We start from the raw sequence: 19709 nt of genomic DNA on the forward strand, positions 1-19709 counted from the left end.
GGGGGGGGGGGGGGGGGGGGGGGGGGGGGGGGGGGGGGGGGGGGGGGGGGGGGGGGGGGGGGGGGGGGGGGGGGGGGGGGGGGGGGGGGGGGGGGCGGGGGCGAAAAACTACGCCCCAGGCCACTCCGGCGTGCGCTTCTCGTTGAAGGCCGCCACACCCTCCGCCCGGTCCCCGGAGAACGCGACGGACCGCCAGGCGGCGTCCTCGACCTCGAGCCCGGCCCGGATATCGAGACCGTGGCCGAGACGCAGCGCACGCTTGGCCGCACGCAACCCGACCGGAGAGTTCCCCGCGATGCGGGACGCCAGCGCGAGGGCCTCCTCGCGATCCCGGCCGGCGTCGACCAGCACATCGACAAGCCCCAACTCCCGCGCCTCAACAGCCGCCACCCGCCGCGCCGAGAAGATCAGCTCGGCCGCGCGAGCGGACCCGATCCGGCGCGGCAGCAGCTGCGTACCGCCCCCGCCGGGAATCACCCCGACCGACACCTCGGGCAGCCCGACGACCGCCGTACGGTCGGCCACGATCAGATCGCAGGACAGCGCCAGCTCGAACCCTCCACCCAGCGCGAACCCGTGCACGGCGGCAACGGCCGGCATCGGCAGCTCGAGGACCCCGGTGTACGCAGCCCGCGCGACCGGCCGCTGACGCACCAGCTCGGCGTCGGTGAAGGAGTTCCGTTCCTTCAGGTCGGCGCCCACACAGAAGGCGCGCTCATGGGTCGAGGTCAGCACGGCCACCCGTACGTCCGGGTCGGCGGCGAGCGCCTCGCAGGCACCGGCGAGGGAGCGGGCCATGGCCGTGGACACCGCGTTCATGGCCTTCGGCCGGTCGAGGACGAGTTCCGCGACGTACCCGTGCCGCCGTACGACGACGAACTCCCCGAACCGCCGCTCCTCGCCCTGCTCCAAGTCCGCCATGACACCCTCCGGTTAACGTGGGTTAACAACCGACCCTCAGATCATCGCAGCAGCCACCGCCGACCGGAACCCGACCCCTCGACCGCCGCCCACCCGTTCGAGTGACACCCGCCCGAACTCCCGGCCGCCGCCCTCGGCCGCCGCATAACGTGCGCACCGCCGCAGCGCATCGGGGAGCGCGGGCACCTTGGGGAGGTAGGAACATGACGAACCGGGAGACGACACGTGGGCGGCATCGCAGGCCGCGCCCGCGGCGGGTGTTCGTTGCCGTGGGGGGACTGGCCCTGGCGGCGGGGGCGTTGAGCCTCGTACGACTGGCGCCGGAGTCGGTGATCTGGGGCATGGGGACCCCTGACGCCGAGCCGACGACGGGCACGGTCACCGACACGGCCGGCAATGCCGTCGCGACGGTGGAGGCCGTGCCCTCGGCGCATCCGGTGGCCGCCACGACGCCGGCCGTGATGGGCGGGGAGACCGTGCTGCCGACCCCGGGAGTGAGCCTCGCGCCCACCCCGGCACCGACGCCGACACGGCTGGTGACGGGCCCGTCGACTCCTGTCGGCGCCCCCGTGGGCGGTGCGCCGGACGCGACCGGCATTCCCACCGGTCAGGCTCCCGCTCCCGCGGCGCCGGGGCCACCGGCCTCGACCACCGCCGCTCCCGCCCCGAGCGCGACCACACCCACGCCCACGGCGAGCGCGAAACCCAAGCCTCCCCGCCTGTGCGTACCGGTCATCGGGCTCTGTGTGAGCGGTCTGAAGCAGCCGCTCGGCGGGCGTTAGGACTCGGTGTCGCGACGCGCGAGCAGCCAGGGCTCGACCACGCCGAGACCGCGCACCGGGCGCTGCCACATCGGTTGGAGGGCGAAGCGGTAGGAGGGCGGTTCCTCGCCCTCCTTCTCCGCGGCGGCCGCGGCCTCGGCGGCCTCCGCCTCGGAGGCGGGCGCGTCGGCGGTACGGATGAGTTCCTCCGCGAAGGCCCCGTCCACCAGGACGGCGTCCCGTGGCGCTATCGAGGTGAGGCGGCTCGCGAGGTTGACCGTCGTGCCGAACACGTCGCCCATGCGTGTCGTCACCGTGCCGAAGGCGATGCCGACGCGCAGTTCCGGCATGGTGTCGTCGTTCGCCATGGTCTCGATGAGGCGCAGCGCGATCTCGGCGGCGACCCCGGCGTCGTCGGCCGCGTACAGGACCTCGTCGCCCAGCGTCTTGATGAGCCGGCCGCCGTGCGCGGCCACCAGGTCCGCGGCCGTGGTCTCGAAGGCCTCGACCAGTTCGCCGAGTTCCTCCTCCTCCATGCGGCGGGTCAGCCGGGTGAAGCCGACGAGGTCCGCGAAACCGACGGCGAGGCGGCGGTCGACCATCTCCTCGTCGTCCGCCGCCTGTACGACCCGGCCTGTCGCGGCCGCGAGTTGGCGGCGCCAGACGTAGACGATGAACTCCTCCAGCTCGGGCAGGAGCAGCTCGATCAGGGGGTACGTCACCTCGGTGCGCGTCATCCCCGGTTCCGGGGGCTCGGTCAGGCCCTCCAGGAAGGAGTCGATCTGCCATTCGGCGAGGCGGGCGGTGGTCTGGCCGGTGGAACGGGCCACCTGGACCGCCATCGCCTCGCTCAGCAGGCCCGCCTCGACGAGGCCCGCGAGGCGGCGCAGGGCGAGCACGTCGGCTTCCGTGAGCGCCTTGGCCTGGCCGATGTCGGCGAAGCCCATGGCCCGCCAGAAGCGGGAGGCCAGTTCCATCGAGACGCCAGCGCTGCGGGCCGCCTGGAACGGGGTGTAGCGGCGCTCGGCGCCGAGGATCAGCTGCTCCAGGCGGAGCGCCAGGGGGTCCTCGCCGGAGTCCCGGTCGTCCTGTGCGTCCGTCCGTGCGGGGCCTTCGTAGGACCTATGGGTGACCGACCCGGTGGTACGGCCCGGCTCGGCGTCGGGGGCGGGGTCTGCACCCGTACCGGAACCGGTGTCGTCAACGGTCACGCCTGCTGCCCTTCCGATCTGCCACGGTCAGGTATCGACCGCGCTCAACTCTACGGCAGGTGTGGGCTGGCTCACTCCTGACGGGTGCGCCGCGTGGGGCTGGGGGTGGGGTTTTTCGCCCCCTCCGCCCCTTCCCGTCCCGTATCCGGGGGCTGCCGCCCCCATGATCCCCGCTTTCGGCCTGGACGGCCTCGTCCTCAAACGCCGGACGGGCTGAAACGGGGCGTAGCCAAACCCGACCTCACCCCGCCCGCAGATGAACGATGTCCCCTGCCCCCACCGGCTCCTGCACCCCCTCCTCCGTGGCCAGTACCAGGCGCCCGTCCCCGTCCACGGCCACCGCCTCTCCACTGATCGACCGCCCCCCGGGCAGCTCGGCACGCACCACCCGCCCGAGCGTCGCGCACCCGGCGGCGTACGCCTCCTGGAGCCCGGACGCGACAGGGTCGCCGCCGACGGCGCGCCACCGCTCGTACCACTCCGCGAGCGACCGCAGGACGGCCCGCAGCACCGTGTCACGGTCGGTGGTCGCCGCGCCCGCGAGGGCGAGGGAACCGGCTCCGGGCACGGGCAGCTCGTCCGCGCGCAGGGTGACGTTGATGCCGATGCCGACGACGACGGCGTCGGTCCCGGCGCGCTCGGCGAGGATGCCGCCGGTCTTGCGTTCCGCGCCGTCCACGGTGACCAGGAGGTCGTTGGGCCACTTGAGTGCCGTATCGACGTCGGCGGCCCGCGACAGTGCCGTCGCCACGGCGACCCCGGTGAGCAGCGGCAGCCAGCCCCAGCGTGCGACGGGGACCCCGGCCGGCTTCAGCAGGACGGAGAAGAAGAGGCCGGAGCGGGCCGGTGCCGTCCACCGGCGGTCCAGGCGGCCGCGCCCGGCGTTCTGCTCCTCGGCGACGAGTACCGCGCCCTCGGCGGCCTTCCCGCCGGTGGCGAGGGCGACGAGGTCGGAGTTGGTCGACCCGGTGCGGGCGACCACGTCGATCCCGGACCAGAGGCTGCCGTCCCGTACCAGCGCCTTGCGCAGGGCAGTCGCGTTGAGCGGCGGACGGTCCAGGTCGGACCACCGGTTGTCGTTGGCGTCTGATGCATCTTGCGGCGTCATGCAACCCACCCTAGGTGTGGTAAACGCCGCACTGCCGAACCGTATCGGCGCCACTACCCTACGACTCAGTAGCAAGGCCCTGAGCAGCACGGTCGAGCGGACGCCCGGCAGTACACCTGCGCAGCGCCCCTGAGTAGCACTCTTGAGCAGCATTCTTGAGCATGTAACCCGCACGTCCCCACTGAGCAGGCAGGGAGCCGCATCCCGATGTCCGAGCCGGAAGAGCTGCACCACCCCGACATCCACACCACCGCCGGCAAGATCGCGGACCTGCAGCACCGCATCGAGGAGGCGACGCACGCCGGCTCGGCCCGCGCCGTCGAAAAGCAGCACGCCAAGGGCAAGTTGACGGCCCGTGAGCGGATCGAACTGCTCCTGGACGAGTCCTCCTTCGTCGAGTTCGACGAGTTCGCGCAGCACCGGTCCACGGACTTCGGCCTGGCGAACAACCGCCCGTACGGCGACGGTGTCGTCACCGGGTACGGCATGGTCGACGGCCGTCCCGTCGCGGTGTTCTCACAGGACTTCACCGTCTTCGGCGGCGCCCTCGGCGAGGTCTTCGGCCAGAAGATCATGAAGGTGATGGACTTCGCGCTGAAGACCGGCTGTCCGGTCATCGGTATCAACGACTCGGGCGGCGCCCGCATCCAGGAGGGTGTCAGCGCGCTGGGCATGTACGGCGAGATCTTCCGCCGGAACACCCACGCGTCCGGGGTCATTCCGCAGATCTCGCTCGTCGTCGGCCCCTGCGCGGGCGGCGCGGTCTACTCCCCCGCGATCACCGACTTCACGATCATGGTCGATCAGACCTCGCACATGTTCATCACCGGGCCCGACGTCATCAAGACGGTGACGGGCGAGGACGTCGGCTTCGAGGAGTTGGGCGGCGCCCGGACCCACAACTCGGTGTCCGGCGTGGCCCACCACATGGCGGGCGACGAGAAGGACGCCATCGAGTACGTCAAGCAGCTGCTGTCGTACCTGCCGTCCAACAACCTCAGCGAGCCCCCGGTCTTCCCGGAGGAGGCGGACCTCACCGTCACCGACGAGGACCGCGAGCTGGACGTGATCGTGCCGGACAGCGCGAACCAGCCGTACGACATGCACACGGTGATCGAACACATCCTGGACGACGCCGAGTTCTTCGAGACGCAGCCGTTGTTCGCGCCGAACATCCTCACCGGGTTCGGACGGGTGGAGGGCCGGCCCGTCGGTATCGTCGCCAACCAGCCGATGCAGTTCGCTGGTTGCCTGGACATCGACGCGAGCGAGAAGGCCGCGCGGTTCGTCCGCACGTGCGACGCCTTCAACGTCCCGGTCATCACCTTCGTGGACGTGCCCGGCTTCCTGCCCGGCGTCGACCAGGAGCACACCGGCATCATCCGCCGCGGCGCCAAGCTGATCTACGCCTACGCCGAGGCGACCGTGCCGCTCATCACGGTCATCACCCGCAAGGCCTTCGGCGGCGCGTACGACGTCATGGGCTCCAAGCACCTGGGCGCCGACCTCAACCTCGCCTGGCCCACCGCCCAGATCGCGGTGATGGGCGCACAGGGCGCGGTCAACATCCTGCACAAGCGCACCATCGCGGCCGTCACGGACCCCGACGAGGCAGAGGCGACCCGGGCCCGCCTGATCCAGGAGTACGAGGACGCCCTCCTCAACCCCTACACGGCGGCCGAGCGCGGCTACATCGACGGCGTGATCATGCCGTCCGACACCCGCGCCCATGTCGTACGCGGCCTGCGTGCGCTGCGTACGAAGCGGGAATCACTGCCTCCGAAGAAGCACGGCAACATCCCCCTCTAGGCCCCCTGGGAGCGGTTATGACGATCAAGGTCGTACGGGGCAATCCGACCCCGGAGGAGCTGGCCGCCGCACTCGCGGTGGTCCGGGTGCGCGCCGCGGCGGCGGCTTCCGCGCCGTCCGGCGCGCCCGGGGCCGGTGACTCCTGGGCCGACCCGGCCCGTATCGCCACGCGCCGGCTGCCCCCGCCGGGTCCGACGGCGTGGGGCCGCACGTACTGGCCCGGTTAGAGCTGTCCCGCCGAAACGGTGCCGAAACGGTTCGGCTGGAGCAGTTCCGCGAGGGCTTCGGCCATCACCGCGTATCCCTTGTCGTTGGGGTGCAGGTGGTCGCCGAAGTCGTACGCCGGGTGCAGCCGGTCCGGGTCGCCCGGATCGGCCAGTACGCGGTTCAGGTCCAGTGCCGCGTCCCACTCGCCCGCGCCCCGGATCCACTCGTTGACCTCGCGGCTCACCTTCGCCGCATGCTCGCCCCAGTGGTCGGAGCCGCCGAAGGGGAGCAGGGTGGAGCCGATCACCCGTAGACCCCTCGCGCGCGCCTGGCGTATCAACTCCCGGTATCCGTCGATGAGTTCGTCGGCCTCGACGATCGGTGCGGGTTTGTACGTGGGCTGTTCGTCGGTCTCGCTGAAGCCGATGTCGTTGAGCCCCTGGAGCACGACGAGGGTGTCCACGCCCTGATGGTCGAGGACGTCGCGGCCGAGCCGGTGGACGCCCTTCTCGCCGTACCAGGCCGAGTCGTTGAGCAGCAGGTTCCCGCCGATGCCCGCGTTGAGGACGGGCCGTCCGGTGCGTTCGGCGAGCGCGTCGGACCAGCGGCGGTTCGCGCCCGGGGTCGAGCCGAAGCCGTCCGTGATGGAGTCCCCGAAGAGCGCGACGGCGTCCCGGCGGCCGGTGTCGACCTCGACGGCCGACAGGAAGTACCAGGACTCCGAGGACGCGTCGAAGGCCTCGCCCCGCACGTCCTCCAGCCGGTCCCCGGGGGCCCGGTGACTGGTCGCGAAGGCCTGTGCGTGGAAGGTCGCGGGACCGGTGACGGCGTCGAGGTGGAGGGTGACGGCCACCGACTCCAGTGATTCCAGGGTGAGTTCGGCCGGGTCACTGACCGCGTGGCCGCGCGCCGGGATCTCAGCCGAGGCGGCCCCGTCGAAGGTGAGCCGACGCAGCGAACCGGGCTCGACGGCGGCCCCTTCGCCCGCGCGGGCCACGGTGGCGCCCGCGATCCGCAGCGGCGAGGTGCCGTACGCGTTGGACAGCCGGACACGGACCCGGTCGCCGCCCGCGGTGAGACGGACGGCCTGGCGCAGTGACTGACGCCAGAAGCCCTCCTGCGACCAGTTGGGGGTGAAGCCCTCGGCGGGGAGCTGGGGCGACGCGGTCCAGGCGGGGGTGAACACGGCAGCATGCCTCCATTAAACGGGACCACAGTTCCTTTAGTGATCCCCATGACCGTAACAGGCGAGGGCGCACTAAAGAAACCCCAGACCCGTTTACATGAGTCGCGCACAAGTTGAGTACGCGTACTCAGGCGCCCGGCCGTCCGCCGTCGCACGATCGAGGACATGCTGTGGTCCGACCCCGAGAAGAACGAACCGCCCAAGGAACTCCGCGACACTCAGGACATGTTGCGACGCCTGGGGGTTCTGATGGCGTTGGCCATGGTGCTCGCGATGGTGGTGCTCGGCATCAGGTGAGGCGCGCCGATACCCTGATCACATGACCGATCAGCCGCGTCGCCGCCTCGTGCTCGCCTCACAGTCCCCCGCCCGGCTCAACCTGCTGCGACAGGCCGGACTCGACCCCGAGGTGATCGTCAGCGGGGTCGACGAGGAAGCCGTCAGCGCACCGACCCCCGCCGAACTCGCCCTCGCGCTGGCCGAGGCGAAGGCCTCCGTCGTGGCGGCGAAGCCCGAGGTGCAGGGCGCCCTGGTGATCGGCTGCGACTCGGTTCTCGACCTGGACGGCCAGGCGTACGGCAAGCCCGCCGACACCGAAGAGGCCACCGCCCGCTGGAAGTCGATGCGCGGCCGCGCCGGGACCCTCCAGACCGGCCACTGCGTCTACGACACGGTGGCCAAGCGCTACGTCTCGGCGACCGCGTCCACCGTGGTCCACTTCGGCGACCCCAGCGACGCCGAGATCGCCGCGTACGTCGCCTCGGGTGAACCCCTCTACGTGGCAGGGGCGTTCACCCTCGACGGCCGCTCCGCACCCTTCATCAACGGCATCGACGGCGACCACGGCAACGTGATCGGTATCTCACTGCCGCTGGTGCGCCGCCTGCTGGCCGAACTGGGCGTCGGCATCACCCAGTTGTGGACGCCGCGGGAGAAGTGATCAGGAGGCCGAGGGGGCCGCAGGGACCGCGGGGCCGCCCGTGACCGGCGCGCCTCCGTTGTCGCCGCCCCTCTCGGGCACGGCGTCGGACGGGCCTTCCTGACGGTCGAACGCCAGGAGCGTGAACACGATCAGCGCGAGCCCCACCATCAGGAAGGCGAACGCGCTCCAGCCCACCAGACCCACCGTGAGCGCGCCCAGCAGGCCGTGCACCACCGCGGCGCTGATGAGCAGGATGCGTCCGAAGAGGCCCGGGGCGCGGTCGCGGACGGCGACGAGCAGGGCGGTGAGGCCGCACAGCGCGAAGTAGAGGCCGAAGACCAGGCCGCCGACCTTCGACGAGAGGGACATCATGTCCGGGTCGAGCCCGGCCACGGACATGTCCTGGTTGTCGACGACCGTGCCGAGCAACCAGTTCAGCAGCGCGATGCCGATCGCCTCCAGGAAGAGCACGATCGCCGCCACCCACGCCACCGGTCTGCGCACCACCGGTCCCACCCGCTTCCGTGTGCTGTTACCCCTAGTAAGTTCGAGTACATCCTGAACGCTACTAACGGGTAAACCCCGGGACAAGGGTTCTGCCGAGGGCAAAGAATCATTGGGCCATTCGTAGGGACTCCACAAAGAAACCCTGTGGCACGCAGCACTGACGCACAGAGACCTTGACCACAGAGGAGGGCTAGGGTTCAGGGAAGGGATCCCGTGTGCCGTGGCGCGACAAGGGATTTCGCGGGTCGAGCGCGCCTCGAATCACGCTCCGTGTGGGCAAGCTCACCATTGGGGACGGGTCGAAAGCTCGTGTCGGCTGTCCCTAAACTCGGCTTGTTTCCAGGAGGGAGCCATCGTGCGCAAGGTGCTCATCGCCAACCGTGGCGAAATCGCTGTCCGCGTGGCCCGGGCGTGCCGGGATGCCGGCATCGCGAGCGTTGCCGTCTACGCAGATCCGGACCGGGACGCTTCGCATGTCCGTGCGGCGGACGAGGCGTTCGCATTGGGCGGTGACACCCCGGCCACCAGCTATCTGGACGTCGCCAAGGTGCTCCAGGCCGCCAAGGATTCGGGGGCGGACGCCATCCACCCCGGTTACGGCTTCCTTTCCGAGAACGCGGACTTCGCGCAGGCGGTGCTGGACGCCGGCCTGGTGTGGATCGGCCCGCCGCCGCAGGCGATCCGCGATCTCGGTGACAAGGTCGCCGCCCGGCACATCGCCCAGCGCGCCGGCGCCCCGCTGGTGGCCGGCACCCCCGACCCGGTGTCCGGCTCCGACGAGGTCGTCGCGTTCGCCGAGCAGCACGGACTGCCCATCGCGATCAAGGCCGCCTTCGGTGGTGGCGGGCGCGGCCTGAAGGTCGCCCGCACGCTGGAGGAGGTCCCCGAGCTGTACGACTCCGCCGTACGTGAGGCGGTCGCCGCCTTCGGACGCGGCGAGTGCTTCGTGGAGCGTTACCTCGACAAGCCGCGGCATGTGGAGACGCAGTGCCTGGCCGACTCGCACGGCAACGTGGTCGTCGTGTCGACGCGTGACTGCTCGCTCCAGCGGCGCCACCAGAAGCTGGTCGAGGAGGCCCCGGCGCCCTTCCTCTCCGACGCCCAGGTCGAGGAGCTGTACACCTCCTCCAAGGCGATCCTCAAAGAGGCCGGCTATGTCGGCGCGGGCACGGTCGAGTTCCTTGTCGGCACGGACGGCACGATCTCCTTCCTGGAGGTCAACACCCGCCTCCAGGTCGAGCACCCGGTCACCGAGGAGGTCGCCGGCATCGACCTGGTGCGGGAGATGTTCCGCATCGCCGACGGCGAGGAGCTGGGCTACGGCGACCCCGAACTGCGCGGCCACTCCTTCGAGTTCCGCATCAACGGCGAGGACCCGGGACGGGGTTTCCTCCCCGCCCCCGGCACGGTGACCGTGTTCGACCCGCCGTCGGGCCCGGGCGTCCGCCTGGACGCAGGCGTCGAGGCCGGCAGCGTCATCGGCCCCGCCTGGGACTCCCTGCTGGCCAAGTTGATCGTCACCGGCGCCACCCGCGAGCAGGCGCTCCAGCGCGCCGCCCGCGCCCTGGGCGAGTTCACCGTCGAGGGCATGGCCACCGCCATCCCCTTCCACCGCGCGGTCGTCAAGGACCCGGCGTTCGCACCCGAACTGACCGGCTCCACCGAGCCGTTCACGATCCACACCCGCTGGATCGAGACCGAGTTCGTCAACGAGATCCCCGCCTTCGCCACCCCCGCCGACACCGAGGCGGACGACGAGACGGACCGCGAGACGATCGTCGTCGAGGTCGGCGGCAAGCGCCTGGAAGTCTCGCTGCCCTACTCGCTCGGTATGTCCCTGGCCCGCACGGGTCTGGCGGCAGGCGCCAAGCCCAAGCGCCGGGCGGCCAAGAAGTCCGGCCCGGTGGCCTCCGGCGACACCCTCGCCTCCCCCATGCAGGGCACCATCGTCAAGGTGGCCGTCGAGGAGGGCCAGGAGGTCAAGGCGGGCGACCTCGTCGTCGTACTTGAAGCGATGAAGATGGAACAGCCCCTCAACGCCCACCGCTCCGGCACCATCAAGGGCCTGACCGCCGAGGTCGGCGCCTCGCTCACCTCGGGTGCGGCGATCTGCGAGATCAAGGACTGACGGCCCTCAGGGCCCACCCGTACGAGACGGTCGTACGACATCCCGGAGCGCCTGTCGGACTGGAGAAGTCAGTCCGCCGGGCGCTTCGGCTTTCCCCGGTCCCCATCCGCCGTCTCCGGCTCGGCACTCCGGTCGCGCCCTGCCGGGGACGGTCAGCGGCGGCGCAGGTCCGCCACCCTCGCTCGCTCCCCGGGGGGCTGCTCGCCCAGGACCGTGGCCGAGCGCAACTGGGGTGCCGTGCCGGGGACTTGGCCGCGGCGCGGTCCCGGGAGCGGCATGTCCCGGCGTGGCGGGCGCCCCGCCGGGACGGGATCGCCTCCCGCGCCGCCGCCCGCGGACGATCCGGCGACCGCGATCTGTACGCCCTGGTCGGCCAGGGCCTGCAGTTCGGTGAGGGCGCGGTCGTCATGCGCCGGTGGCTCGTCCGTGACCAGGCGGGTGATCAGATCGGTCGGGACCGTCTGGAACATCGTGTCCGTACCGAGCTTGGTGTGGTCGGCGAGGACGACGACCTCCGCGGCGGCCTGGACGAGCGCCCGGTCGACCGAGGCCGACAGCATGTTGGACGTGGACAGGCCGCGCTCGGCGGTCAGTCCGCTTCCGGAGAGGAAGGCCCGGGAGACCCGCAGCCCCTGGAGGGACTGCTCGGCCCCTGAGCCGACCAGGGCGTAGTTGGAACCGCGCAGGGTGCCGCCGGTCATCACGACTTCCACCCGGTTGGCGTGGGCCAGCGCCTGGGCCACCAGGAGGGAGTTGGTGACGACGGTCAGTCCGGGTACCCGCGCGAGCCGGCGAGCCAGCTCCTGCGTGGTGGTCCCCGCGCCCACCACGATGGCCTCGCCCTCTTCGACAAGACCTGCGGCGAGATCGGCGATGGCCGTCTTCTCGGCGGTCGCGAGATGTGATTTCTGCGGAAAGCCGGATTCTCGCGTGAACCCGCCCGGCAATACCGCACCGCCATGCCGGCGGTCGAGGAGTCCTTCTGCCTCCAGTGCGCGCACGTCCCGCCGTACGGTCACTTCGGAGGTCTGGACGACGCGGGCGAGCTCACGGAGCGACACGGCCCCGTTCGCTCGCACCATTTCGAGGATCAATTGGCGACGTTCTGCAGCGAACACGAAACTGACAGTAACCCCAACGACCGTCTGCTTTCAGCAGTTTGCGCCGAATAACAGAAGTTGTTCGCATGGCAGGGCGCCAAGTGGTATACGCGCCTACTCGCGCCGCCTATGCCGTACGAATGGGCGACAACTCCCCGTGACCAGCGCAGAGTCGTCGTACGCCTCAGCTGCCGCCCTCGGTCTTCCTCGTGTGCAACTGCCGTGCCACTTCGGCGATCGAGCCCGACAGTGACGGATAGACGGTGAACGCGTTCGCGATCTGTTCGACCGTCAGGTTGTTGTCGACCGCGATCGAGATGGGGTGGATCAGCTCCGAGGCATGGGGGGACACGACCACGCCGCCCACCACGATCCCGGTGCCCGGACGGCAGAAGATCTTGACGAAGCCGTCCCGGATGCCCTGCATCTTGGCGCGCGGATTGCGCAGCAGCGGCAGCTTGACGACGCGGGCGTCGATCTTGCCCCCGTCGACGTCGGCCTGCGAGTAGCCGACGGTGGCGATCTCCGGGTCGGTGAAGACGTTCGAGGAGACGGTCTTCAGGTTCAGCGGGGCCACCGCGTCGCCGAGGAAGTGGTACATGGCGATACGGCCCTGCATGGCGGCGACGGACGCGAGGGCGAAGACGCCGGTCACGTCACCGGCGGCGTACACCCCGGGAGCGGAGGTCCGGGAGACCTTGTCGGTCCAGATGTGCCCGGAGTCCCTGACCTTGACGCCGGCCTCCTCCAGGCCCATTCCGCTGCTGTTCGGGATGGCGCCGACGGCCATCAGGCAGTGCGAGCCGCTGATGACCCGGCCGTCGGAGAGGGTGACCTCGACCCGGTCGCCGACCCGCTTGGCGGACTCGGCGCGGGAGCGCGCCATGACGTTCATGCCACGGCGCCGGAAGACGTCCTCCAGGACGGCGGCGGCGTCCGGGTCCTCGCCGGGCAGCACGCGGTCTCGGCTGGATACGAGCGTGACGCGGGAGCCGAGTGCCTGGTAGGCGCCGGCGAACTCGGCGCCGGTGACACCGGAGCCGACCACGATGAGCTCGTCCGGGAGCTCGTCGAGGTCGTACACCTGGGTCCAGTTCAGAATCCGCTCGCCGTCGGGCTGCGCATCGGGCAGCTCGCGCGGGTGCCCGCCGGTCGCGATCAGCACGGCGTCGGCGGTGAGGGTCTCCTCGGTGCCGTCCGCGGAGCGCACGATCACCTTGCGGGAGCCGTCCAGGGCCTGCATGCCCTCAAGACGTCCGCGACCGCGCAGGACACGGGCGCCGGCCCGCGTCACGGACGCCGTGATGTCGTGCGACTGCGCGAGCGCCAGGCGCTTCACCCGGCGGTTGACCTTGCCGAGGTCGACGCCGACCACCCGCGCGGGCGCGTCGATGGGTGGAGTGTCGTCGGCGACGATGATGCCGAGCTCCTCGTACGACGAGTCGAAGGTGGTCATCACCTCGGCCGTCGCGATGAGGGTCTTGGACGGGACGCAGTCGGTGAGCACCGACGCCCCGCCCAGACCGTCGCAGTCGACGACGGTCACCTCCGCGCCGAGCTGGGCGGCCACGAGGGCCGCCTCGTATCCGCCGGGTCCGCCACCAATGATCACGATCCGAGTCACGTACTCCATTGTCCCGCACGCCTCAAGGTGCTTCCGCCACGGGGCCCGCGCTCTGCGTCATTCGAGCTCCTTCTGTTACGCGGGAGGCCCCGGCTGTTACGCGAGAGACCCAGGTGATTGCTGCCGTACTCTCGACCTCATGTCGCTCTACGCCGCATACGCCGGCAATCTCGACCCGCGGCTCATGACGCGCCGCGCACCGCACTCGCCGCTGCGCGCCACCGGCTGGCTGAACGACTGGCGGCTGACGTTCGGGGGCGAGCACATGGGCTGGGAAGGCGCGCTGGCGACGATCGTCGAGGCACCGCGGTCCCAGGTCTTCGTGACGCTGTACGACATCGCGTCCCTGGACGAGGACTCCATGGACCGGTGGGAGGGCGTGGGGCTCGACATCTACCGCCGGATGCGGGTACGGGTGCACACGCTGGAGGGCGAGGAAGCCGCGTGGGTGTACGTACTCAACGGCTACGAGGGGGGACTCCCCTCCGCGCGCTACCTGGGAGAGCTCGCCGACGCCGCCGAATCGGCCGGGGCACCTCATGACTACGTGATGGAGCTGCGCAAACGGCCTTGCTGAGGCCGTTGCGGGCACCCATATCTGCGCCTTTGCCCGACCCTTCGAGGGAAACACCCCCGCGGCGCTTGTCGGAAACGACAAGACAACGATCGCAAGACCGTGAGCTCTGTCATCTACGCGCGTAGGCCCGGACCAGCTACCCTCATGCGCGTGAACGCATCTCTTCTTCCGGACGACATCCAGGGCGACCCCCACGCCGCCGCCGACGCCGCCGCCACGCGCCTGCGTGAGCTCACGGGCGCCGAGACCCACGACGTCGCTCTCGTGATGGGCTCCGGCTGGGCGCCGGCCGTGGACGCGCTCGGCACACCCGAGGCCGAGTTCCCGGTCACCGAGCTGCCCGGGTTCCCCCCGCCGGCGGTCGAGGGCCACGGCGGCAAGGTCCGCTCGTACAAGATCGGCGACAAGAGGACCCTGGTCTTCCTGGGCCGCACCCACTACTACGAGGGCCTTGGTGTCGCCGCCGTCGCGCACGGTGTCCGTACCGCCGTCGCCGCCGGCTGCAAGACCATCGTGCTCACCAACGGCTGCGGCGGGCTGCGCGAGGGCATGCGCCCCGGGCAGCCGGTGCTGATCAGCGACCACATCAACCTGACGGCCACCTCGCCGATCATCGGCGCGAACTTCGTCGACCTCACCGATCTGTACTCGCCCCGGTTGCGGGCACTGTGCAAGGAGATCGACGCGAGCCTGGAGGAGGGCGTGTACGCCCAGTTCCCCGGGCCGCACTACGAGACGCCTGCGGAGATTCGGATGGCTCGGGTGATCGGAGCCGATCTGGTGGGCATGTCGACGACGCTGGAGGCCATCGCCGCCCGTGAGGCCGGCGCCGAGGTGCTCGGCATCTCCCTCGTCACCAACCTCGCCGCCGGTATGACGGGCGAGCCGTTGAACCACGAGGAGGTTCTCCAGGCGGGTCGCGACTCGGCGACCCGGATGGGGGCGCTGCTCACCCAGGTGCTGGACCGGCTGTAGTTTTCTCGCCCCCGCCGCCCCTGCCCGTCCCCATCCGGGGCTCCGCCCCGTCTCAGCCCGTCCGGCGTTTGAGGACGAGCGCGTTCAGCGCGATGCGGGGGTCTGGGGGCGGCAGCCCCCAGAGACGGGACGGGCAGGGGCGGAGGGGGCGAACTGCATCTTTTGGCGGCTCCGCCGCGGGCGGGGTACCCAGCAAGGTACGTACGAACGAAGACAGAGAGGCGCACCCGACGTGCAGGATGAACTCATCGCGCGGGCCAAGGCGTGGCTGGCCGAGGACCCCGACGCGGAGACCCGTGAGGAGCTCGCGAAGCTCATCGACGCCGGGGACACGGCGGAGCTCACCGCACGCTTCAGCGGCACTCTCCAGTTCGGCACCGCAGGCCTGCGCGGCGAACTCGGCGCAGGCCCGATGCGAATGAACCGCGCCGTGGTCATCCGCGCGGCCGCCGGCCTCGCCGCGTACCTCAAGAGCAAGGGCGAGACAGACGGCCTGGTCGTCATCGGCTACGACGCCCGCCACAAGTCCGCCGACTTCGCCCAGGACACGGCCGCGGTCATGACCGGCGCGGGCCTGCGCGCCGCCGTACTCCCGTACCCGCTCCCCACCCCCGTCCTCGCGTACGCCATAAGGCACCTCGGCGCGGCGGCGGGCGTGGAGGTCACCGCCAGTCACAACCCGCCCCGCGACAACGGCTACAAGGTGTACCTGGGCGACGGTTCGCAGATCGTCCCGCCGGCCGACGCCGAGATCGCCACGGAGATCGACGCGGTCCAGGCGCTCGCGGACGTCCCCCGCCCCGACAGCGGCTGGGAGATCCTCGACGACGGCGTCCTGGAGGCCTATCTGGCCCGTACGGACGCCGTACTCGCCGCCGGCTCCCCACGCACCGCCCGCACCGTCTACACCGCCATGCACGGCGTCGGCAAGGACACCCTCCTCGCGGCGTTCGCGCGGGCCGGCTTCCCGGAGCCCGTCCTCGTCGCCGAACAGGCGGAACCGGACCCGGACTTCCCGACGGTCGCGTTCCCGAACCCGGAAGAGCCCGGCGCGATGGACCTCGCCTTCGCGAAGGCCCGCGAGACCGAGCCGGATCTGATCATCGCGAACGACCCGGACGCGGACCGCTGCGCCGTGGCCGTCAAGGACGGTGCCGGCTGGCGGACGCTGCGCGGTGACGAGGTGGGCGCGCTGCTCGCCCAGCACCTGGTGAAGCGCGGCGCCCGGGGCACGTTCGCCGAGTCGATCGTCTCCTCCTCGCTCCTCGGACGGATCGCCGAGAAGGCGGGGCTGCCCTACGAGGAGACCCTCACCGGCTTCAAGTGGATCGCCCGCGTCGAGGGCCTCCGGTACGGGTACGAGGAGGCGCTCGGCTACTGCGTCGACCCCGAGGGCGTACGCGACAAGGACGGCATCACGGCGGCTCTGCTGATCACCGAACTCGCCTCCGAACTCAAGTCCCGCGACCGCGCCCTCCTCGACCTTCTCGACGACATCGCCGTCGAGTACGGCCTGCACGCCACCGACCAGCTCTCGGTCCGCGTCGAGGACCTCTCGGTGATCGCGAACGCCATGCGGCGCCTGCGCGAGCAGCCGCCCACGCGGCTCGCGGGCCTGGCGATCACCAGGGCCGAGGACCTGGCGAAGGGCACGGACACCCTGCCGCCCACGGACGGGCTGCGCTACACCCTGGAGGGCGCGCGCGTCATCGTCCGGCCCAGCGGAACCGAACCGAAACTGAAGTGCTATCTGGAGGTCGTGGTGCCGGTCTCCTCGCACGAGGGGCTCGGCGCGGCGCGGGCGAAGGCGACCGAGTTGCTGGCCGCCGTCAAGCGGGACCTGTCGGCCGCGGCCGGCATCTGACGACGGGAGTCACCGCGGGCCCACCGGACGGGTGGGCCCGGCGCCCAAGCCGTGGGTGTGGTCCCGGGCAGGTCAGCCCGTCGCCAGCAGCACCACGAGCAGCACCGCTCCCGCGGCCACGGGCCCGATCACCTCGTACGCCCACCGCACGCTCACCTCACCCTGCGAGCCCTCCGCGGCACGCCTGGCCTCGGCCAGTTCGCGCAGATCACCCATGATCTGGTCGGTCTGCGCGGGGGTGGGATCCGGCACGGCGGTGTGTGTACGGCCGCGGCCGCCCGACGCGGCGGACCGCACCTGCTGCCTTGCCACCTTCTTGCGGCCGCGCAGCGAGACGGGCACCGCCCACAGCTGGTACTTGGCGCCGGAGGTGTCGACGACCTCGTTCGAGTATCCCGACTTCAGGGACGCGACCGTGGCCCAGGGCAGCACGATGACGCGCCACGGGTTGCGGACGCGCAGCCGCTCGTCGTTCGCGTAGACCGCGGGGCGCAGGGTGAAGGCGCCCACCAGCGGGACCGTCAGGATCATTGCGGCGAGCGCCAGCCACGGGGTGCGGTCGTTCCCCGACACCAGCGCGTCGATGCCGAGCCAGCCCACGAGGGCCAGCAGCAGGGCGCCGCCCGCCATGCCTGCGGGCGACCGGTAGATCCGGTCCTTCGACTCGGGTCGCGAGGCGTCCGGCGTGGGTGGCCGGTGATCGGGGGTCGTCATACCCCCGATTCTGCCCGACGCGTCCCCGGCCCCCTGCCCGGCCACCCGACGCGGGTGCCCGAGCAGACCTTCTCCCGCCCCCTCCTCCCCTATCCATCCCGCACTGGGCGCTTCGCCCCCCAGACCTCCCAGACCCCCCAGACCTCCCCCAGGCCCCCCAGACCCCCGCTGTCGGCCTGAACAGCCTCCTGGTCCTCACATGCCGGACGGACTGAAAGACCTCCCTCACCCCTCGTAGTGACCCTCGTCGAGCTTCTTCTCGCCGTGCAGCGTGAACAGTCGAATACTCCTGTCCATCTCCGTACTGAACACCGTCAGATGGACGTTCAGTGTGCCGCTGACGTCGTATCCCCCGTACACCGCCCAGGCGAGGACGACGCCGCCGGTGCTGCTCGGGGTCGTGCCGGGAGCCGCGGTCAGTGTCCCGGTGGCGCCGCCCGTCGCCGCGACCCGGGCGTACGGGGCGATGTCGAGAGTGACATCGGCGGCCCCGTAGAGCCCGACCGACGCCTCGGCGCCCAGCGTGGCCTTCGCGTTGCCCGCACTCGTCACCGCCGACTTCACCGGACTGACCGCCATCGAGGCCTTGTTGACCGGGCTCCAGCCGGTCGCGCGGTTGTAACTGCCGCCGGCCGTGAAATCGCCTGTGGCGCTCTGCGAGACGCGGACGCTGACCTTGCCGTCGGCGTCGACCTGGTAGTAGAGGACGTAGCCGAGGTTGACCACGACGGGCACCGGGCCGACGTAGATCACGACGTCGGTGTGCAGTTCGGCGAACGGCACCTTGGTGCCCTTCTGCGCGGCGGACGCCTGCCCGTCCAGTTCCCACTGCGAGGACCAGTCACCGGACAGGCCGATGTACGCGGAGGCCGGCTGACCTTCGGCGCCTGCGGTGGTGCCGTCGTAGGCGAACTCGACCTCGGGGGTCAGCTCCACATAGCCCTTGACCGACGCCTTGGCGGACGCGGGGGCGCCGGAGGCGGTCGCCACCGAGTCGCTGACGTCGACCCGGATCGTCCCCAGCGGCACATCCGCCCCCTTCGAACCGAAGGTGGCACCGCTGCCCTTCTTCCCGGAGACGGTCACCTCCGCGTCCAGTGCCTTGACCGTGACGGAGGACGGATCCACCGCCTCCGTCTCATCGACCTTGCTCTTTCCCAGCAGTTCGCGAAGCGTGGCCGGCTCGGTCGCGACCTCGGTGCCCGTGGTCGTCCCGCCCAACACCTGGGTGACCTTGACCAGCAGACCGTCGGGCGCCGACGACGACGGCGCGCCGGCCAGGACGTCGCCGACGACGACGCCTGCGGGCTTGGAATCACCGTCCGAAACCACGGCCCGCCCGCTCTTCGCGTCGTACGAGGTCACCTTCAGCGACGACTTCTGCGCCGACTGATCCCCGGCAGATGCACGGGCCATCGCTGCCGAGCCGGTCATGTCCGTCGCGCCCGCGCCGGTGGCGGTCGACCCGGCGGCCCCGGTGACAGCGGCGGAAGGGGAGGTTACGGCCCCGGCCACCTCCACCGCCTCACCATCGGCCGCCCCGGTCGGCGCTCCGGCCCCGTGCGTCGCCGTCGCCCCTGCCGCAGAGCACCCCGTCACGGCCAAGGTCGCAGCCGTCACAGCCGAAATCAGCACGTTCCGCACACCGTTGCGCACATCAGATCCTCTGAAGAGGGGGCGGCGATCGAATTACCTGCCCAGCGATGTGCATGACCATTACATGCACACCCCTGGGCAGATAAGTGCTCTACGCGCACCACAGGCCATGACTTACCTCACACCACCCGACCACTACCTCCCGCCAACACCCACCGCCGACCCATCCCCCACCCACGGACGGGCAAGTTCGCCCCCGATCCCGAACCTCCTCGCACCCGAAAGACGACAGGAGGGGCCGGGGGCCGGTACATCACATGCCCGTCGCGTACGTCCGCGTCACCGGACCCCACCCCCCTGCCCGACGCCTGATCCGGCGGCGACGGGCGGATGTACCGGCCCCCGGCCCCCCCCCCCCCCCCCCCCCCCCCCCCCCCCCCGGCCCCCCCCCCCCCGGGGCCCGGGCCCCCCCCCCACACCCCCCCCCCCCCCCCCCCCC

18 protein-coding genes are annotated in these 19709 nt (G+C 71.1%); 9 read left to right on the forward strand and 9 right to left on the reverse strand.

What is annotated here, in order from left to right; genetic code table 11:
* Positions 1 to 108: 108 nt before the first annotated feature.
* A complete protein-coding gene (locus ACIPC1_RS40085; RefSeq protein ID WP_402526742.1) occupies positions 109 to 921 on the reverse strand; it encodes an enoyl-CoA hydratase/isomerase family protein in 813 nt (270 codons plus the stop codon).
* Positions 922 to 1124: 203 nt separating this feature from the next.
* On the opposite strand from ACIPC1_RS40085, the gene ACIPC1_RS40090 reads away from it, so the two are divergent.
* A complete protein-coding gene (locus tag ACIPC1_RS40090; RefSeq protein ID WP_402526744.1) occupies positions 1125 to 1703 on the forward strand; it encodes a hypothetical protein in 579 nt (192 codons plus the stop codon).
* On the opposite strand, the gene ACIPC1_RS40095 is transcribed toward ACIPC1_RS40090, so the two are convergent.
* Positions 1700 to 2893, reverse strand: a complete 1194-nt coding sequence (locus tag ACIPC1_RS40095) for an adenylate/guanylate cyclase domain-containing protein (RefSeq protein ID WP_402526745.1) — start codon at positions 2891 to 2893, stop codon at positions 1700 to 1702. The genes ACIPC1_RS40090 and ACIPC1_RS40095 overlap by 4 nt on opposite strands.
* 241 nt (positions 2894 to 3134) lie before the next feature.
* Positions 3135 to 4001: a biotin--[acetyl-CoA-carboxylase] ligase gene (locus ACIPC1_RS40100; protein ID WP_402526747.1), complete on the reverse strand. Its 867-nt coding sequence runs from the start codon at positions 3999 to 4001 to the stop codon at positions 3135 to 3137.
* 207 nt (positions 4002 to 4208) lie between these two features.
* Between ACIPC1_RS40100 and ACIPC1_RS40105 the strand changes: the two genes are divergently transcribed.
* On the forward strand, positions 4209 to 5810 hold the full coding sequence (locus ACIPC1_RS40105) for an acyl-CoA carboxylase subunit beta (protein ID WP_402526750.1): 1602 nt from the start codon (positions 4209 to 4211) through the stop codon (positions 5808 to 5810).
* A 17-nt stretch (positions 5811 to 5827) separates the two neighbouring features.
* Positions 5828 to 6037, forward strand: a complete 210-nt coding sequence (locus ACIPC1_RS40110) for an acyl-CoA carboxylase epsilon subunit (RefSeq protein WP_402526752.1) — start codon at positions 5828 to 5830, stop codon at positions 6035 to 6037.
* Here ACIPC1_RS40110 and ACIPC1_RS40115 read toward each other — a convergent pair.
* Positions 6034 to 7203 (reverse strand): SGNH/GDSL hydrolase family protein, encoded by a 1170-nt coding sequence (locus ACIPC1_RS40115; RefSeq protein ID WP_402526755.1) that lies wholly within the window; start codon positions 7201 to 7203, stop codon positions 6034 to 6036. The genes ACIPC1_RS40110 and ACIPC1_RS40115 overlap by 4 nt on opposite strands.
* Before the next feature lie 165 nt (positions 7204 to 7368).
* Between ACIPC1_RS40115 and mmpB the strand changes: the two genes are divergently transcribed.
* Both mmpB and ACIPC1_RS40125 read left to right on the forward strand, forming a co-directional pair.
* Entirely contained in the window at positions 7369 to 7500 is a 132-nt protein-coding gene (gene mmpB / locus ACIPC1_RS40120; protein WP_384386340.1) for a morphogenic membrane protein MmpB, read from the forward strand.
* A gap of 22 nt (positions 7501 to 7522) precedes the next feature.
* A complete protein-coding gene (locus tag ACIPC1_RS40125) occupies positions 7523 to 8143 on the forward strand; it encodes a Maf family protein (RefSeq protein WP_402526759.1) in 621 nt (206 codons plus the stop codon).
* On the opposite strand, the gene ACIPC1_RS40130 is transcribed toward ACIPC1_RS40125, so the two are convergent.
* Positions 8144 to 8632 (reverse strand): hypothetical protein, encoded by a 489-nt coding sequence (locus tag ACIPC1_RS40130; protein WP_402526761.1) that lies wholly within the window; start codon positions 8630 to 8632, stop codon positions 8144 to 8146. It abuts the gene before it with no gap.
* A gap of 355 nt (positions 8633 to 8987) precedes the next feature.
* Here ACIPC1_RS40130 and ACIPC1_RS40135 point away from each other — a divergent pair, with 355 nt between their 5' ends.
* Positions 8988 to 10760, forward strand: a complete 1773-nt coding sequence (locus tag ACIPC1_RS40135; RefSeq protein WP_402526763.1) for an acetyl/propionyl/methylcrotonyl-CoA carboxylase subunit alpha — start codon at positions 8988 to 8990, stop codon at positions 10758 to 10760.
* A gap of 152 nt (positions 10761 to 10912) precedes the next feature.
* Here the strand turns inward: ACIPC1_RS40135 and ACIPC1_RS40140 are convergent, their stop codons facing one another.
* Together ACIPC1_RS40140 and ACIPC1_RS40145 are read right to left on the reverse strand one after the other, a co-directional pair.
* A complete protein-coding gene (locus ACIPC1_RS40140) occupies positions 10913 to 11878 on the reverse strand; it encodes a DeoR/GlpR family DNA-binding transcription regulator (RefSeq protein WP_365437457.1) in 966 nt (321 codons plus the stop codon).
* Positions 11879 to 12044: 166 nt separating this feature from the next.
* Complete coding sequence (locus ACIPC1_RS40145; protein WP_402526766.1) at positions 12045 to 13493, reverse strand: NAD(P)H-quinone dehydrogenase; 1449 nt, start codon at positions 13491 to 13493, stop codon at positions 12045 to 12047.
* Positions 13494 to 13623: 130 nt separating this feature from the next.
* On the opposite strand from ACIPC1_RS40145, the gene ACIPC1_RS40150 reads away from it, so the two are divergent.
* From ACIPC1_RS40150 to ACIPC1_RS40160, 3 genes are all read left to right on the forward strand, one after another.
* Positions 13624 to 14061: a gamma-glutamylcyclotransferase gene (locus ACIPC1_RS40150; RefSeq protein WP_384386356.1), complete on the forward strand. Its 438-nt coding sequence runs from the start codon at positions 13624 to 13626 to the stop codon at positions 14059 to 14061.
* Positions 14062 to 14211: 150 nt separating this feature from the next.
* Entirely contained in the window at positions 14212 to 15036 is an 825-nt protein-coding gene (locus ACIPC1_RS40155; RefSeq protein ID WP_384386359.1) for a purine-nucleoside phosphorylase, read from the forward strand.
* 232 nt (positions 15037 to 15268) lie between these two features.
* Positions 15269 to 16900 (forward strand): phospho-sugar mutase, encoded by a 1632-nt coding sequence (locus ACIPC1_RS40160; RefSeq protein WP_402526770.1) that lies wholly within the window; start codon positions 15269 to 15271, stop codon positions 16898 to 16900.
* Between the two features lie 72 nt (positions 16901 to 16972).
* Here the strand turns inward: ACIPC1_RS40160 and ACIPC1_RS40165 are convergent, their stop codons facing one another.
* The gene (locus tag ACIPC1_RS40165) at positions 16973 to 17614 is read right to left on the reverse strand and encodes a PH domain-containing protein (protein WP_402526773.1); all 642 of its coding nucleotides are present in this window, start codon (positions 17612 to 17614) and stop codon (positions 16973 to 16975) included.
* Between the two features lie 225 nt (positions 17615 to 17839).
* Positions 17840 to 19129, reverse strand: coding sequence for a hypothetical protein (locus ACIPC1_RS40170; protein ID WP_402526776.1), 1290 nt, complete (start codon positions 19127 to 19129; stop codon positions 17840 to 17842).
* Between the last annotated feature and the right edge of the window lie 580 nt (positions 19130 to 19709).

The sequence above is a fragment of the Streptomyces sp. NPDC087263 genome, assembly GCF_044744645.1.
Taxonomy (GTDB): Bacteria; Actinomycetota; Actinomycetes; order Streptomycetales; family Streptomycetaceae; genus Streptomyces.